This window comes from Agromyces sp. NPDC057679 (assembly GCF_042799635.1).
In the GTDB taxonomy this organism is placed as follows: Bacteria; Actinomycetota; Actinomycetes; order Actinomycetales; family Microbacteriaceae; genus Agromyces.
Map to the genome: position 1 here is coordinate 199,053 of NZ_JBHVIK010000001.1, position 15,527 is coordinate 214,579.

Genomic DNA, 15,527 nt, shown 5'->3' on the forward strand with positions numbered 1-15,527 from the left:
TCAGAACAGCGACACCGGCTTCACGATGTCGGCGTAGATGAGCAGTGCGCTCATCGCGCCGAAGATGACGACCACGCCGAGCGTGATGGGCATGAGCTTCGCGAGGTCGACGGGGCCCGGGTCGGGGCGGCGGAAGAGCTTCGCCACGCCTCGGCGGATCGCCTCCCACAGGGCGCCCGCGATGTGACCGCCGTCGAGCGGCAGCAGCGGGATCAGGTTGAAGACGAACAGGGCGATGTTGAGGCTCGCGATCAGGCCGATCAGACCGGCCGCCTTCGACGCCATCGGGATCTCGTCGAGGCTCGCGATCTCACCCGCGACCCGGCCCACGCCGACGACCGACATCGGGCCGTTCGGGTCGCGCTCCTCGGGCCCGAACGCCGCGTTCGCGATGTCGACCATGCGCTGCGGCAGGTTGAAGATGATGCCCGTGACCCCGCTGATCTGCTGGCCCACGGCCGGCAGCACCGCCGTGGCGGGCTGCTGCACCGTCTCGGTCGCCGCCGCGATGCCGACGAAGCCCGCCTGCACGGTCCGCGGCTCGCCCGAGGCATCCGTGACGACCTGGCCCTTCTCGTCGAGCACGTACCGCTCGCTGAGCATCGGCGTGACCTTGAGCGTGAGCTCCTCGCCGTCGCGCTCGACGACGAAGGCGACGGGCTCGTCGGCGTGCTCGCGGATGATCTCGGTCGACTCGTTCCAACTGTCGATGGGCTCGCCCGCGACCGAGACGATGCGGTCGCCGGGAGCGATGCCGGCCGCGGCCCCCGGTGCCGCCGGGTCGCCGGGCTCGCAGGTCTGGCGCTCGCTCGTCGCCGGCAGCGCGCACGCCGAGACCGAACCGACGGTCGTCGAGGCCTGCGCCGTGCCGAAGCCCATGAGCAGCACGCCGAACAGCACGACGGCGAGCAGCAGGTTCATGAACGGGCCGCCGAACATGATGATGATGCGCTTCCACACCGGCAGCCGGTAGAAGGCGCGATCCTCGTCGCCGGGGGTGATCGAGTCGGCGCTCGAGTCGCGCGCATCCTGCACGAGGCCGCGGAAGAAGCCCGTCGAGTCCTCGTGCGCGTGCTCGCCCTTGGCCGGCGGGAACATGCCGATCATGGCGATGTAGCCGCCGAGCGGGATCGCCTTGAGACCGTACTCGGTCTCGCCCCTTCGGCGCGACCAGATCGTCGGGCCGAACCCGATCATGTACTGGGTGACCTTGACGCCGAACAGCTTCGCCGGAACGAGGTGGCCGATCTCGTGCAGGCCGATCGAGACGGCGAGGCCGATCACGATGATGACGACGCCGATCACGAATGCGAGCACGGATTCCACGTCGGACAGCGTACTGCCGCTCGCTCGGTGCCTGCTGGGTGCGGGCTATCGATCGGCTGAGCGGCGCCCGATGCGCGCATCGGCGGTGCGACGGGCCGCCGACTCGGCGGCGGCGAGCGATTCGAGGGTCACGGGGCCGGATGCCTCGTGCTGCTCGACCACCTCGCGCACCGTGTCGACGATGTCGAGGAACCCGATGCGCCCCGCATGGAAGGCGGCCACCGCCTGCTCGTTCGCGGCGTTGAACACCGCGGGGTACTCGCCGCCCGCGCGGCCGACCTGCTTGGCGAGGGCGACGGCGGGGAACGCGGCGTCGTCGAGCGGTTCGAAGGTCCAGCTCTGCGCCTGCGTCCAGTCGAGCGGGCGGCCGGCGGCCGCGACCCGGTTCGGCCAGTCGAGGCCGAGCGAGATCGGCAGCCGCATGTCGGGCGGCGAGGCCTGCGCGATCGTCGAGCCGTCGACGAACTCGACCATCGAGTGCACGATCGACTGCGGGTGCACGACGACGTCGATGCGGTCGTAGTCGACGTCGAAGAGCAGGTGCGCCTCGATGACCTCGAGGCCCTTGTTCACGAGCGTCGCCGAGTTCGTGGTGACGACGAGCCCCATGTCCCAGGTGGGGTGGGCGAGGGCCTCGGCGGGGGTGACCCCGGTGAGCGAGTCCCTCGTGCGGCCGCGGAACGGCCCGCCCGACGCGGTGAGCACCAACCGGCGCACCTCGTCGTCGGTGCCCGAGCGCAGCGCCTGCGCGATCGCCGAGTGCTCGGAGTCGACGGGGACGATCTGCCCGGGCTTCGCGAGCCGGGTGACCAGGTCGCCGCCGACGATGAGCGACTCCTTGTTCGCGAGCGCGAGGGTCGTGCCCCGCTCGAGCGTCGCGAGCGTCGGCCCGAGGCCGACCGAGCCGGTGATGCCGTTCAGCACGACGTCGGCGTCGACGCTCTGCACGAGCTGCACGGCCTCCTCGATGCCGACGGCCGTGTGCTCGACGCCGAACTCGGCCGCCTGTTCGTCGAGCAGGGTGCGGTTCGAGCCGACGGCGAGCCCCACGACCTCGAACCGCCTCGGGTTCGCCCGGATGACGTCGAGGGCCTGCGTGCCGATGGAACCGGATGAGCCGAGGATGATGACGTTGCGCACGAGACCACTGTATGGTGCCGAGCACCGTGGCATCCGGTCAGGCGAGCACCGCGACCGAGGCGACGACCTCGCCGGGCACGGCGAGATCGTGGAAGCGGACGCCCCGCCAGCCCGGCCCGAGCTCGGCGACGGTGCGCTCGATGCGCCCGATCCCCTCGTCGTCGCCCGGCAGCGTCAGGGCGAGGTTCGCGGGCTCGGTGAACCCGGTGTGCCCGATCGCGCGCAGGAGGGCGGACTTGCGGGCCCAGAGCGTCGCCCGCGCGCGGGCCCGCTCGGGCGGCTCGAGCTCGGCGAGCGCGGCACGCTCGCTCGCGTGGAGCGCCGCCTCGTCGACGCCCTCGAGCGCAGCGGCGCTCACGAGCTCGACCCCGACGCCCACTCGGCGTCTCGTCGCCGCCGCCGCGACGACGAGTTCGCCCGCCGCGCCCGCGTCGACGAACCACGGCGCACCGGACGGGGTCGTCGGGTACCCGACGCTCGGCCGGCCGTGGCGTCCGCCGCACGTCTCGCAGACCTGCACGAGCTCGACGTCGTCCGCGGGCACGCCCGCCGACGCGGCGACGAGTCGACGCAGCAGCAGCTCGGGGCCGATCCCCCGACGCCCGCGCGCAGCCGTCACCGCCCGGGCGTCCCCGCCCGGCAACTCGACGATCTCACCGTCGGCGACCGCGTCCATGCCGTCAATCCTCCCCCATCCGGCCCGTGCGCGGCAGGCCGCGGATATTCCGCCCGTCGCATACCCGCACTCGTAGGGTCGGAAGGTGAGTGAGATCGAGGCCGACGCCGTTCCCGCCCCCGCGGTCAAGCGGGGTCCCGCCTACCGCATCTTCCGCGGCATGCTGAAGCCGATCGCCCTCCTCGTGTACCGGCCCACGATCACCGGCCGCGAGAACGTGCCGAAGCACGGGCCCGTCATCCTCGCCTCGAACCACCTGTCGTTCGTCGACAGCGTCGTGATCCCGCTCGCCTCCCCGCGGCCCGTGCAGTTCCTCGCGAAGTCGAGCTACTTCACCGGCACGGGATTCTCGGGATGGCTCTCGCGCACCTTCTTCGGTGCGATCGGCGCCGTGCCGGTCGAACGGGGCGCGGGGGCGGCGGCGCAGGAGGCGCTCGACGCCGGACGCCGCATCCTCGAGCAGTCCGAGGCGTTCGCCCTCTACCCCGAGGGCACCCGGTCCACCGACGGACGCCTCTACCGGGGCCGCACCGGCGTCGCGTGGCTCGCTCTCACGACCGGTGCGAAGGTCGTGCCGGTCGGGCTCGTCGGCACCCAGGAGATCCAGCCGATCGGCGCGAAGATGCCCCGCGTGCGCCCCGTCACGGTCCGCTTCGGCGAGCCGCTCGACCTCAGCCACCACGGCCCGGCCACGAGCGGGCGTGCCCGCCGTGCCGCGACCGACGAGATCATGTCGGCGATCCACGCGCTCACCGGGCAGGAGCTCGCGGGCCAGTACAACGAGGTGCCGCCGCAGAGCGCCCTCGCCCGGCTCGCCGACAAGGTCGTGCCGCGCGAGCGCGTCTGACGCGGTTCCCAGCAGCCCTCGATCCGCACCCGCTATGGTCGCTTCGATGACTCCCGCGAAGCTCGCCGCCGCCGCCGCACTCGCGACGGCCGCGCTCCTCGGCCTCGCCGCCTGCGCCCCCGGTTCCGTCGATTCCGCATCCGAGGGCGCACGGTGGCAGGGCGGCGCCGCAGTGCGCGCCGTCCCCACCCCCGAGTTCGAGATCCCCTCGGCGACCGCGGAGTTCGACCCGGGGCTCATCGTCAGCGATGACGCCTTCTACGACGCGAGCGCGATGAACGCGGCCGAGATCCAGGACTTCCTCGAGGGCCTCGACTGCCGTCCGGCCGACGACGTGCCGTGCCTGGCCGACTACCGCCAGACGACCGAGTCGCAGCCCGCCGTCGGCGGCCGGCACTGCGCCGCCTACGCGGGCGCCACCCGCGAACGGGCCAGTCGCATCATCCAGAAGGTCTCGGAGGCCTGCGGCATCAGCCCGCGCACCCTGCTCGTGCTCCTGCAGAAGGAGCAGTCGCTGCTGACCCGTCCGAGCGAGTCGGGCTACCTGCGGGCGACCGGCTACGGCTGCCCCGACACGGCCGACTGCGACACGAAGTACTTCGGCTTCTTCAACCAGGTGTACAACGCGGCCTGGCAGTTCCGGCAGTACACCGAGGAGCCCGCGCGCCCGTACCGCATCGGCGAGGTGCGGGTGCAGTACCACCCCGATGCCGCGTGCGGGGCGACGAAGGTGGCGATCCGCAACCAGGCGACCGCGAACCTCTACAACTACACGCCCTATCAGCCGAGCGCGGCGACCCTCGCCGCCCCCGAGACCGGCGACGACTGCTCGGCATTCGGCAACCTCAACTTCTGGCGTCTGTGGCACCGCTGGTTCGGCGACCCGCAGGCCGAGCGCTACCCCGGGTTCCTGCCCGAGTGCAGTCGCCTGGTCGGCGGCCACACCTGCCCGCCGGGGCCGACCCTCCCCGCCCGCCCGGGCGCCTGACTCAGTCGCCCAGCACGACGACGGTCGCCTCGTGGCGCACCGGGAACGCCACCGAGGCGGCGATGAAGCACTTCTCGGATGCCTCGGCGTGCAGCCGCTCGGCGAGCTCGACCATCGAGGCGTCCGCGACGACGACCCGCGGGCGCAGCACCACCTCGGTGAAGGCGCCGCCACCGCGACCGTCCTCGACCATCGTGCCGCGCGGCGCGTCGGCGTAGCCGCGCACGATCACGCCGTGGTTCGTGGCGACGTGCAGGTACGAGAGCATGTGGCACTGCGCGAGCGCGGCGAGCAGCAGCTCCTCGGGGTTCCACCGCTCGCGGTCGCCGTGGAAGGTCCGATCGCTCGACCCCGCGATGTCGTGGTCCTTGCCCGCCGCGCGCACCACATGCCGGCGACGGTAGTCGCGGTAGCCGCTCGTGCCCGTGCCCTCATCGCCCTGCCAGTCGATCGCGACCTCGTAGTGGTGCGTCCCGAGCATTCCGCCTCCTCCTCGTCCGTGCCGGCGCGACCTCGTCGCAGCACCGTCCACCCTCCGATTCTGCCCCCTGCGCGCCGCCGCCGGCCCGGCGCCGACGACGCCCGCGGCGATAAGGTGGAGGCACCATGACTGACTCCCAGATTTCAGCCCGGGCCGACGCGCCCGTGTACTCCGTGCCGCAGGAGCGCAAGATCGTCACCGCCGTTCCCGGCCCCAAGTCGCAGGCGCTGCAGGCCCGACGCCTCGAGGTCGTGTCGGGCGGCGTCTCGAGCGCCCTGCCCGTGTTCATCGAGCGCGCGAACGGCGCCATCCTCGTGGACGTCGACGGCAATCAGTTCATCGACTTCGGCGCCGGCATCGGCGTCACCACGATCGGTCACACCGACGCGCGCGTGGTCGCCGCCGCGACCGAGCAGCTCGGCGACGTGATCCACACGCTCTTCACCGTCACGCCCTACGAGGAGTACGTGCGGGTCGCCGAACTCCTCGCCGAGCACACGCCCGGCAACTGGGCGAAGAAGTCGGTGCTCGTGAACTCGGGCGCCGAGGCCGTCGAGAACGGCGTGAAGATCGCGCGCAAGCACACCGGCCGCCGCGCCGTCGCCGTGCTCGACCACGCGTACCACGGTCGCACGAACCTCACCATGGCGATGAACTACAAGGCGATGCCCTACGGCACGGGCTTCGGCCCCTTCGCCGGCGACGTGTACCACGCGCCGAGCTCCTACCCCTATCGCGACGGCCTCTCGGGCGTCGACGCCGCGGCCCGCACGATCGCCTACCTCGAGAAGGTCGTCGGCGCGAGCGACCTCGCCTGCCTGGTCGTCGAGCCCATCCAGGGCGAGGGCGGCTTCATGGTGCCGGCCGAGGGCTTCCTCCAGACGCTGCAGGCCTGGTGCACCGCGCAGGGCGTCGTCATGATCGCCGACGAGATCCAGTCGGGCTTCGCCCGCACCGGCAAGTACTTCGCGAGCGAGCACTTCGGGTGGGAGCCCGACCTCGTGCTCAGCGCCAAGGGCATCGCCGGCGGCCTGCCGCTCGCGGCCGTCACCGGCCGGGCCGAGATCATGGACGCCGCGCACGCGGGCGGCCTCGGCGGCACCTTCGGCGGCAACCCGGTCGCGTGCGCCGCGGCGATCGCCGTGTTCGAGTCGATCGAGGAGCACGACCTCCTCGCCGAGGGCCGTCGCATCGAGGCCGCACTGCTCGCTGGGCTCGAGAAGCTCGCCGAGCGCTACGACGTCATCGGCGAGATCCGCGGCAAGGGCGCGATGATCGCGATCGAACTCGTCCAGCCCGGCACCGGCCGCACGACGAAGGCGCCGAACCCCGAGGCCGTCTCCGCGCTCGTCGCCTTCGCGGCGCAGCAGGGCGTGCTGTTCCTCAGCGCGGGCACCTACGGCAACGTGCTGCGGTTCCTGCCGAGCCTCGCGATGAGCGACTCGCTGATCGACGACGGCTTGCGCGTGCTCGACGACGGCCTCGCGGCCCTCGGCTGAGCCGTGGCCGAGACGTTCTCCGTCGAAGACTCCGTCCAGCTCGCAGTGGTCGAACGAAGTGGTTTCATCGAGTCCAGGCACGCCGGCTCCGCCGTCGTGCTCTCCCCCGAGGGCGAGGTCGTGCGCGCGCTCGGCGACGTCGCGACGCCCGTCTTCCCGCGATCGGCCCTGAAGCCGTTCCAAGCGGTCGCGGTGATGACGAGCGGCGTCACCCTCCGCGGCGAGGACGCGGCGATCGCGATGGCGAGCCACTCGGGCACCGCCGCGCACGTGGCGCTCGTCGACGGCCTCCTCGCCCGGGTCGGCCTCGCCGACGAGGCGCTCGGCTGCCCGACGTCGGCCCCCGGCGATCGGGTCGCCCGCGACGAGCTCATCCGCCGCGGGGGTCCCAAGCGCCGCGGCTACATGACGTGCTCCGGCAAGCACGCCGCGATGCTCAACGCCTGCGTCGCGAACGAGTGGCCGGTCGAGGGCTACCTCGACCCCGAGCACCCGCTGCAGAAACGCATCCTCGATGTGCTCGAGCGACTCACCGGCGAGCGGCCGGCCGCCTCGGCGATCGACGGCTGCGGCGCCCCGGTGCACGCGATCACGCTCACGGCGCTCGCCCGCGGCATCCACAAGATCACGACCGCGCAGGCCGGCTCGCCGTTCGCCCTCTACCGCGAGTCCGCGGCGCTCACCGCCGCGGCGCGCGAGCACGCCTGGGCGATCGCGGGGCCGGGCCAGCCCGACACGGTCGCCATCGACCGCCTCGGCGTGTTCGCGAAGTTCGGTGCAGAGGGCGTCATGGTGATGTCGGCGCCCGACGGCACGACGACCGCGCTCAAGGTGCTCGACGGCTCCTCGCGCGCATCGACGATCATCGGGCTCCGCCTGCTCGCCGCGGCCGGCGCCCTCGACGACGCCGCGATCGACGCGGTGCAGACCGAGCTCGACCTCTGGGTCATGGGCGGCGAGCGCCGCGTCGGCGAGATCCGCGCGACCGTCTGAACATTCGGCACGAACGACGGATGCCTCGGCGGGATCACTCCCGCCGAGGCATCCGTCTCGGTGCGAAACCCGTTCGGGTCAGCTGAGCTTCGCGAGTCGCCTCGCGCGTGCCGCGCGCGACACCTGGGCGCCGACGACGAGCACGAGTGCGAAGAGGAACACCGCCGACGCGATCACGTTCGCCTCAGCCGGGATGCCGCGCGACGCCGAGATGTAGATGTACTTCGGGAACGTCGAGACGGCGCCCGAGTTGAAGTTCGTGATGATGAAGTCGTCGAAGCTGAGCGCGAACGACAGCAGGGCCGCGGCGAGGATGCCGGGCATGAGCAGCGGGAACGTGACCCGCCAGAACACCTGCGCCGGCGAACCGTAGAGGTCGCGCCCCGCCTCCTCGAGCGCCGGGTCGAGGCTCGCGACGCGCGCCTTCACCGTCACCACCACGAAGCTGATGCAGAACATCGTGTGCGCCAGGATGATCGTCGTCATGTCCTTCGCGACGCCGACCGCGAGGAACTGCGCGGCGAGACCGGCACCGAGCACGACCTCGGGGGTCGCCATCGGCAGGAACAGCAGCAGGCTGATCGCGGAGCGGGCGCGGAACCGGTAGCGGACGAGCGCGATCGCGATCATCGTGCCGAGCGTCGTCGCGATGACCGTCGCGACGAGGCCGATCACGATGCTGTTGCCGAACGCCTGGCAGACCGCGCCGCCCTCGACGTTGCAGACGTTCAGCCACTTGTCGAAGGTGAACCCGCGCCAGGCGATGTTCGACTTGATCGAGTCGTTGAACGAGAACACGAAGGTGTACACGATCGGGATGAGGAGGAACACGAACGCGATCACGGTGTAGACCGGCAGCAGCCAGTCGCCGAGACCGAGCCGGCGCGGGCGGACCCGGCCGCCGGGGCGCCGATCGTCGAGCTGTTCGCTCTCGCTGAGGCCGCCGAGCACTGCGGCCGCCTGGACTTCTCCGCTCACAGCAGGTCCTCCGTTCCGGAGCGCTTCACGTAGATGCCGACGAGCACGAGGATCGCGGACATCAGGATGATCGACAGGGCCGCCGCCGCCGGGTAATTGAGCAGGACGAGGAAGTTCGCCTCGATCACGTTGCCCATCATCTGGGTGTCGGGCCCGCCGAGGAAGTCGCGGCTCGCGTTCACGTAGTCGCCCGCGGCGGGGATGAACGTGAGCAGCGTGCCGGCGACGATGCCCGGCATCGACAGCGGGATCGTGACCTTGCGGAACACCGTGAACGGGTTCGCGTAGAGGTCGCTGCCCGCCTCGAGGTAGCGCAGGTCGAGGCGCTCGAGCGTCGTGTAGAGCGGCAGGGTCATGAACGGGATGAAGTTGTACGTCAGACCGAAGATGACCGCGAACGGCGTACCCGTGAAGTGCGCGTCGGGCGCCATCAGCGACAGCGCCTTCAACGAGGTGATGACGAACGACTCGTCCGACAGGAGCTGCTTCCACGCGAGGGTGCGCAGGAGGAAGCTGATGAAGAACGGGGCGATCACGAGCACGAGCATGAGGCTCTGGAGGAGCGGCCAGCGCCGGGCCTTCACGCCGATGAAGTACGCGAGCGGATAGCTGAACGCCAGCGCGAGCACCGTCGCCGCCAGGGCGTAGCCGAACGACCGCAGGATGTGCGGCCAGTACGCCTCGACGACGTCGACGTAGTTCTGCCAGTTGAACGCGTAGTCGTACTGGCCGATGTCGCCGAACTCGGTCGGCGCCTGCAGCGACGTCAGCACGAGCGACACCAGCGGCGTCAGGAAGAAGAGCACGAGGTAGAGGATGCCGGGCAGCAGGAGGAAGAGCGCGATGCGGCTCTTCTTCCTGGGTGCCTGCGGCTGCGCCTCCGCCGTCGCGAACGCTGCGAAGGCCATGGTCAGTGCTCCTCGAGCTCCGCGACGAGCGCATCGCGCCGCTGCGCGGCGATCGACCTGGTGTCGGTGTCGGACGGGAACCGGCCGCTCTCGCCGGGCTCGTCCTCGAGGCCGAAGCCGTGCTCGATCTCCCAGCTGATCCAGACCTCCGCGCCCTCCGCGGCGACCGGCCCGAAGCCGATGTTCTGCGCGAAGACCGTGAGCGTGCCCATGCCGGGCACCGCGACGAGGTACTGCGTGCTCACCCCCGAGAACGAGACGTCGATCACCCGACCGGGGCCGACCAGGTTGCGCCCGGCGGAGGCGGCGGGCGCCTCGCGGTGCAGCGCCACCTTCTCGGGACGGACGCCGATGGTGATCTCGCCCTGGTGGCGCGCCGCGCGGGCCGTCGGCACGATCACCGGGGTGCCCTGCACGTCGACCGTGATCGCCGTGTCGGTCGTGCCGGCGACGGAGCCTGTGAAGAGGTTCGACTGCCCGAGGAAGTTCGCGACGAACGCGGTGCGCGGCAGCTCGTAGAGCTCTTCGGGAGCGCCCATCTGCTCGATCGCGCCCTTGTTCATCACCGCGACGGTGTCGGCCATGGTCATGGCCTCCTCCTGGTCGTGGGTGACGTGGAGGAAGGTCAGGCCGACCTCCTCCTGGATCGACTTCAGCTCGAGCTGCATCTGGCGGCGCAGCTTCAGGTCGAGCGCGCCGAGCGGCTCGTCGAGGAGCAGCAGGGCGGGGCGGTTCACGATCGCCCGTGCGAGCGCGACGCGCTGCTGCTGGCCGCCCGAGAGCTGGGCGGGGCGGCGCTGCGCGAGGTGGTCGAGCTCGACGAGCCGGAGCGCCTCGTGGGCGCGGGCCTCGGCGTCGGCGATGCGCCGGCGCTTCAGCCCGAAGCCCACGTTCTCGAGGATGGACATGTGCGGGAAGAGCGCGTAGCTCTGGAACACCGTGTTGACGGGGCGCTGGTGCGCCTTCGTCGAGGTGACGTCGGTGCCGCCGATGAGGATGCGGCCCTGCGTGGGCTCCTCGAGGCCGGCGACCAGCCGGAGCGTCGTCGTCTTGCCGCAGCCCGACGGGCCGAGCAGGGCGAAGAACGAACCGGCGGGGATCGTGAGGTCGAGCTCTTCGATCGCGGTGAAGCCGGGGAAGCGCTTCTGGATGCCGACGAGCTCGAGGTCTGCGCCGCGTTCGGCGAATTCTCGGATCGACACCGTCACGACCCCAGCAGGATGGACTGGAACTCCGCCTGGTACTTCTGCTCCTCCGCGCCCGAGAGCGTGCGGAAGATGTGAGCCTGCGACAGCGTCTCCTCGTTGGGGAAGATGAGCTGGTTCTCGGCCAGTTCGGGGTCGATGGCCGTCGCGGCCTCCTTCGCGCCGATGACCGGGGTGATGAAGTTCACCCAGGCGGCGACCTCTGCGGCGACCTCGGGCTCGTAGTAGTAGTTGATGAGCGTCTCGGCGTTCGTCTTGCGGGGCGAGCCGACCGGCACGAGGAAGTTGTCGTTCCACAGCGTTCCGCCCGCGGAGGGCAGGGCGAACTCCCACTTGTCGCCGGCTTCGGCGTTCAGCACCGTGATGTCGCCCGACCAGACGATCGCGGCGAGGGTGTCTTCGCTCTTCAGGTCTTCGAGGTACGAGTTGCCCTTGATGTTGCGGACCTGGCCGTCCTCGACCTGCTGGCGCAGGACCTCGATCGCGGCGGTGTACTCCTCGTCGCCCCAGTCGCCGGCGATGTCGACGCCCATGTCGAGCATGATGCACCCCATGGTGTCGCGCATCTCGGAGAGCACGCCGACGCGCCCCTTGAGCGAAGCGTCCCAGAGGTCGGACACGCTCGTGAGGCCGCCGGGGATGGCCTCCTTGTTCCAGGCGATGCCGGCGAAGCCGCCCTGCCACGGGACGGAGAACTTGCGACCGGGGTCGAAGTCGGGGTCGGCGAGCGCGGGCGTGAGGTTCGCCAGGTTGGGGATGTTGTCGTGGTTCAGCTCCTGCGTGTAGCCGAAGCGGATCCAGCGGCCGACCATCCAGTCGGTGAGGCAGACGGTGTCGGCGCCGATGTCCTTGCCGAGGGCGAGCTGGTCCTTGACCTTGCCGTAGTAGGTGTTGTTGTCGTCGACCGCGACCTCGTAGTTGACCTCGATGCCGGTCTCCTCGGTGAAGCGGACCAGCGTGGGGTAGTTGCCGTCCTCATCCTCGTCGATGTAGGCGGCCCAGTTGGCCCAGTTGAGGGTCTTGTCGGTCTCGGACGTGTCGGCCGCGGCGGTCGGCTTCGCCTGCCCTCCGCCGGTCGAACAGGCGGCGAGGGCGAGGGCGGTCGCGCCGGCACCGGCGCCGGCGAGGAGGGTACGACGATTCAGCTGCGACTGGCGCGCCTGTGCGATCAGCGAGCGGATCATCGGGTCTTGGGGCAGGGGCCGAGTGCTCACGAGGGACTCCATTTCGGTTGCAAGCGCATGCGGGGTGGGAAGATACTGACACACTGCAGGTCGATCACGCACCAATTGATGTCCGAATCGTTAATTTCTTGGAACGTTCTGCACGGAATCCGTTTTCATTCGCGTCTCACACGGCGGAATCGGTTGTCGCTTCGGCGATCGGCCACGTCCTCCGCACGGTCGCACCGCCGGGCGGCCGCAGCCACAGCTGGGCACCCCCTTCGTCGAGCAGGGGCGGCAGCGCGCGATCGGCGATGAGTGCGCGGTACTCGGATGCCCCGCCGCGCACGAGGATCGTCGCGGTCTCCCGGATCGTCGGGAGGAGGGACCACTGCGCCGCCCACGCCTCGGCGCTGCCGACCGCGACGATCGGCGCGTCTCGGCGACCGAGGGCCGCGAGGGTCGCTGCGTCGGCGTGCGGCCCGAGTACGACCGGCGAGCGCCCCGCCCTGCGGAGCGAATCGGCGTCGGTCATCGGGCTCGCGGTCACGAGCGCGATGCGCGCGCCGGGCTCGATCTCGAGCATCGGCACGTGCTCCGCGGGTCGAGTGGGACTCGGCGCCTGCGGGCGCGGCGCATCGACGACCTGCACCCGCCGCCCCCGCCATTGGCCCGAGCCCGGCACTTCGGCGGCCCGCCAGAGCTCGCCCGCTCCCCCGGCCTGCACGAGCTCGGCCCGGGTCGCGTGGCGGAGCAGGAGGCGGACGCCGAAGGCGTCGCGGAGGCCGTGCGGGACGCCGAGCCACTGGGTCGTCGCGGCGGCCACCGCCAGTCCGCGTGCGCGCCCCTCCCGCAGCACCGTCTCGAGCCGTTCGAGTGCGAGCGCCCGGTAGTCGTCGGGCCACGAGCGGAAGCGCGTGTCGAGCTCGTCGACGACGAGCAGCCGCGGCACGGGAACGCTCCCGCGCGCACCGCGGGCGAGCCGCTCGACGGTGTCCCAGACGGCACTCCGCGGCCCCTCGAGTCGCACGACCGACGACGCGCCGTGCCCGGCCCGCACGGCGGCGGCGATCGCCTCGAGGGCGGTCGAACGGCCGCTGCCCGGTGCGCCCGCCACCAGCAGGTGACCGTCGACCGCCGAGTCCCACACGGCCACGGAGCGTCGCTGGAGCTCGGGCTCGTCGACGAGCCCGAAGCCGCGCGACGCGCGGCCTGCCTGGACCCCGACGGCGGGCCGTGCACCCGCGCGAGCCGAGGCGCCCGCCGTCGGGCCCTCGGAGCCGGGGAGCCCGTCGAGCTCGTCGGGCGCGATGCGATGCGGAAGCGGGTCGGCCCAGGGCCGGCGGGCGCGCGGCAGCGATGCACTCGCCACCCGGGCGCCGAGCACGGCCGCCTCGTCGGCGATCGCCGACTGGAACCGAACCGGCCGACCGTCACCGCGATCGACGACCGCCCGCCCCGGCGCATCCGGCGGAATCTCCGCGGCCTCCTCGGTGCCGACGATCGCGAGGCTGTCGGCGCGCTGCATGACGCGGAGCGAGACCCGGATGGCGCAGTTGGCGGTGACCTGTTCGCGCACGACGCCGTTCGGCCGTTGCGAGGCGAGCACGAGGTGCACGCCGAGCGAACGGCCTCGGGCCGCGATGTCGGCGATGACCCCGCCGAGCTCGGGGAATCGCTCGATCATCGCCTGGAACTCGTCGACCACGATCACGAGCCGGGCGAGCGGCACCTCCTCGCCGAGCTCGCGGAGGTCTCGAGCGCCGACCCCGGCGAGCACGGCCTCGCGATGTCGCAGCTCGGCCCGCAGGCTCTCCACGGCACGCAGGGCCTCGGCCTCGTCGAGATCGGTCACGACGCCCACGGCATGGGGCAGCGATCGGATCGGCTCGAAGGCCGCGCCGCCCTTGAAGTCGACGAGCAGGAACGAGACGAGCGACGGCGGGTACGCCCGGGCGAGCGCCGCGAGCCATGCGAGGAGGAACTCGCTCTTGCCGCTGCCGGTGGTGCCGGCGACGAGCGCGTGCGGACCGTGCTCGACGAGGTCGAGCACGAGCGGCCCCGCCGAGGAGGCCCCGACGGCGACGGCGAGCGAGGTGCGGGCGTGCGCCCCCTCGATCGCGGCGGGCAGCTCGGCGAGCACCACCCGGCCCGGGATCCGGTCGTCGCCCACGAGGTCGATCCGCTCGGCGACGTCGGCCACGGCGTCGCTCCACCGGTTCGCCTCCACGAGCCCGACGAGCGCGGGCTCGATCGTCGCGGGCGCCGCGACCCCGTCGCGGTGCACCACGGCCGCGCGCGGTCCGGCGAGCCGGACGACGGTGGCCAGCCCGGGCGGCAGGTGCCGCAACTCCTCCGCGACGACGAGTCGGAACGGTTCCGCGGATCTCGCGCGGGATGCGCGCTGCGAACGCCCGATGGCCGCGGAGCCCGCGTGCGCCGTCGCCTCGACGGCCCCCGCACCGGCGCCCGACCCGTCCGCGGCGACCGCCCGCTCGGCCGCCGGGTCGATGACGACGATGCACGTCGCGCCGTCACCCTCGGCGGGCCCCGCGACGAGCCGGCCGTGCGGCAGGCGCCGAACCCACTCCCATTCGGGGCCGGGCGAAGCGGCCACCGCGACCGCTCGCGGGTCGACGCGCCCGGCGAGCTGGACGATCGCGGCGCGTGCGGCCGACCGCGCGAGCGCGAGCGGCCCGACGTAGCCGATGCCGGTCGACGGCTCGGCGAGCACCGGGGCCCCGGTGAGCCGGGCCGCGGCCTCGAGCACGGCACGGTCGCGCGCATCGCACGGCACCCCGTCGACGCGCACGGCACTCCGCCTGGCTCCGGAGCCCACCACGAACGGCGGCGGCGTCCGATCGGTCCACACGGGCCGCGCCGGGCTCGCCACGATCGACGAGGGCGACGGCGTCGACCGCCACGCCGCACGGCGCTCCTCGTCGTGGCGGGCCGAGATCTCCGCGCGGAGCTCGTCGAGGCGCGCCTCCCGCTCGGCCTCGTCGCGACGGAGCCGGCGTCGCGCCTGGCGGCGGGCGTCGAGCAACGAGGCGATCGCGACGACCGGACCGAGCACCGCGAAGACGAGGGAGAACGGCGACCCCGTGATCGCCCACAGTGCGAGCGCAGCGCCCACCGGGGCGAGGGTGGCGAGCACCGGGAATCCCGGTCGTTCGGGCCGGGGAGGCGCCTGGGGCAGCGTCAACGGCAGCAGCAGGGGGCTCGGGTCGGCGTGGTCGAAGGGGGGCACCGGGACATCCGATCACCCGACCGGCCCGGACTGCGCGGCACCTGGCCGCACGTGGACGGCGGGCGTCGCACGC

At 72.1% G+C, this 15,527-nt stretch carries 13 protein-coding genes; 4 read left to right on the forward strand and 9 right to left on the reverse strand.

Annotation, left to right across the window (positions count from 1 at the left end; genetic code table 11):
• From ACFVAJ_RS00950 to ACFVAJ_RS00960, 3 genes are read right to left on the reverse strand one after another with little or no spacing between them, the layout of a single operon-like run.
• A complete protein-coding gene (locus tag ACFVAJ_RS00950) occupies nucleotides 1-1,326 on the reverse strand; it encodes a M50 family metallopeptidase (RefSeq protein ID WP_376940931.1) in 1,326 nt (441 codons plus the stop codon).
• 45 nt (nucleotides 1,327-1,371) lie between these two features.
• Nucleotides 1,372-2,466: a 1-deoxy-D-xylulose-5-phosphate reductoisomerase gene (dxr, locus tag ACFVAJ_RS00955; protein WP_376940932.1), complete on the reverse strand. Its 1,095-nt coding sequence runs from the start codon at nucleotides 2,464-2,466 to the stop codon at nucleotides 1,372-1,374.
• Between the two features lie 37 nt (nucleotides 2,467-2,503).
• Nucleotides 2,504-3,142 carry a 4'-phosphopantetheinyl transferase family protein gene (locus ACFVAJ_RS00960; protein WP_376940933.1) on the reverse strand — a complete coding sequence of 213 codons (639 nt, stop codon included), beginning with the start codon at nucleotides 3,140-3,142 and terminating at the stop codon, nucleotides 2,504-2,506.
• Nucleotides 3,143-3,227: 85 nt separating this feature from the next.
• On the opposite strand from ACFVAJ_RS00960, the gene ACFVAJ_RS00965 reads away from it, so the two are divergent.
• Nucleotides 3,228-3,989: a lysophospholipid acyltransferase family protein gene (locus ACFVAJ_RS00965; protein ID WP_376940934.1), complete on the forward strand. Its 762-nt coding sequence runs from the start codon at nucleotides 3,228-3,230 to the stop codon at nucleotides 3,987-3,989.
• Nucleotides 3,990-4,035: 46 nt separating this feature from the next.
• Complete coding sequence (locus tag ACFVAJ_RS00970; RefSeq protein ID WP_376940935.1) at nucleotides 4,036-4,977, forward strand: hypothetical protein; 942 nt, start codon at nucleotides 4,036-4,038, stop codon at nucleotides 4,975-4,977.
• A 1-nt stretch (nucleotide 4,978) separates the two neighbouring features.
• Here ACFVAJ_RS00970 and ACFVAJ_RS00975 read toward each other — a convergent pair whose 3' ends face one another.
• Nucleotides 4,979-5,458: an OsmC family protein gene (locus tag ACFVAJ_RS00975; RefSeq protein WP_376940936.1), complete on the reverse strand. Its 480-nt coding sequence runs from the start codon at nucleotides 5,456-5,458 to the stop codon at nucleotides 4,979-4,981.
• Between the two features lie 125 nt (nucleotides 5,459-5,583).
• Between ACFVAJ_RS00975 and gabT the strand changes: the two genes are divergently transcribed.
• Both gabT and ACFVAJ_RS00985 read left to right on the forward strand, forming a co-directional pair.
• On the forward strand, nucleotides 5,584-6,957 hold the full coding sequence (gabT, locus tag ACFVAJ_RS00980; RefSeq protein ID WP_376940937.1) for a 4-aminobutyrate--2-oxoglutarate transaminase: 1,374 nt from the start codon (nucleotides 5,584-5,586) through the stop codon (nucleotides 6,955-6,957).
• Between the two features lie 3 nt (nucleotides 6,958-6,960).
• Nucleotides 6,961-7,950, forward strand: coding sequence for an asparaginase (locus ACFVAJ_RS00985; RefSeq protein ID WP_376940938.1), 990 nt, complete (start codon nucleotides 6,961-6,963; stop codon nucleotides 7,948-7,950).
• Nucleotides 7,951-8,028: 78 nt separating this feature from the next.
• Here ACFVAJ_RS00985 and ACFVAJ_RS00990 read toward each other — a convergent pair whose 3' ends face one another.
• The 5 genes from ACFVAJ_RS00990 to ACFVAJ_RS01010 all read right to left on the reverse strand — a co-directional run bounded on the left by ACFVAJ_RS00990 (nucleotide 8,029) and on the right by ACFVAJ_RS01010 (nucleotide 15,454).
• Nucleotides 8,029-8,811 (reverse strand): ABC transporter permease, encoded by a 783-nt coding sequence (locus tag ACFVAJ_RS00990; RefSeq protein ID WP_376942444.1) that lies wholly within the window; start codon nucleotides 8,809-8,811, stop codon nucleotides 8,029-8,031.
• A gap of 113 nt (nucleotides 8,812-8,924) precedes the next feature.
• A complete protein-coding gene (locus tag ACFVAJ_RS00995; protein WP_376940939.1) occupies nucleotides 8,925-9,836 on the reverse strand; it encodes an ABC transporter permease in 912 nt (303 codons plus the stop codon).
• Between the two features lie 2 nt (nucleotides 9,837-9,838).
• Complete coding sequence (locus ACFVAJ_RS01000) at nucleotides 9,839-11,038, reverse strand: ABC transporter ATP-binding protein (RefSeq protein WP_376940940.1); 1,200 nt, start codon at nucleotides 11,036-11,038, stop codon at nucleotides 9,839-9,841.
• Between the two features lie 2 nt (nucleotides 11,039-11,040).
• The gene (locus ACFVAJ_RS01005; RefSeq protein WP_376940941.1) at nucleotides 11,041-12,255 is read right to left on the reverse strand and encodes a PotD/PotF family extracellular solute-binding protein; all 1,215 of its coding nucleotides are present in this window, start codon (nucleotides 12,253-12,255) and stop codon (nucleotides 11,041-11,043) included.
• Between the two features lie 136 nt (nucleotides 12,256-12,391).
• Nucleotides 12,392-15,454, reverse strand: coding sequence for an FtsK/SpoIIIE domain-containing protein (locus ACFVAJ_RS01010; RefSeq protein WP_376940942.1), 3,063 nt, complete (start codon nucleotides 15,452-15,454; stop codon nucleotides 12,392-12,394).
• Nucleotides 15,455-15,527: the final 73 nt, after the last annotated feature.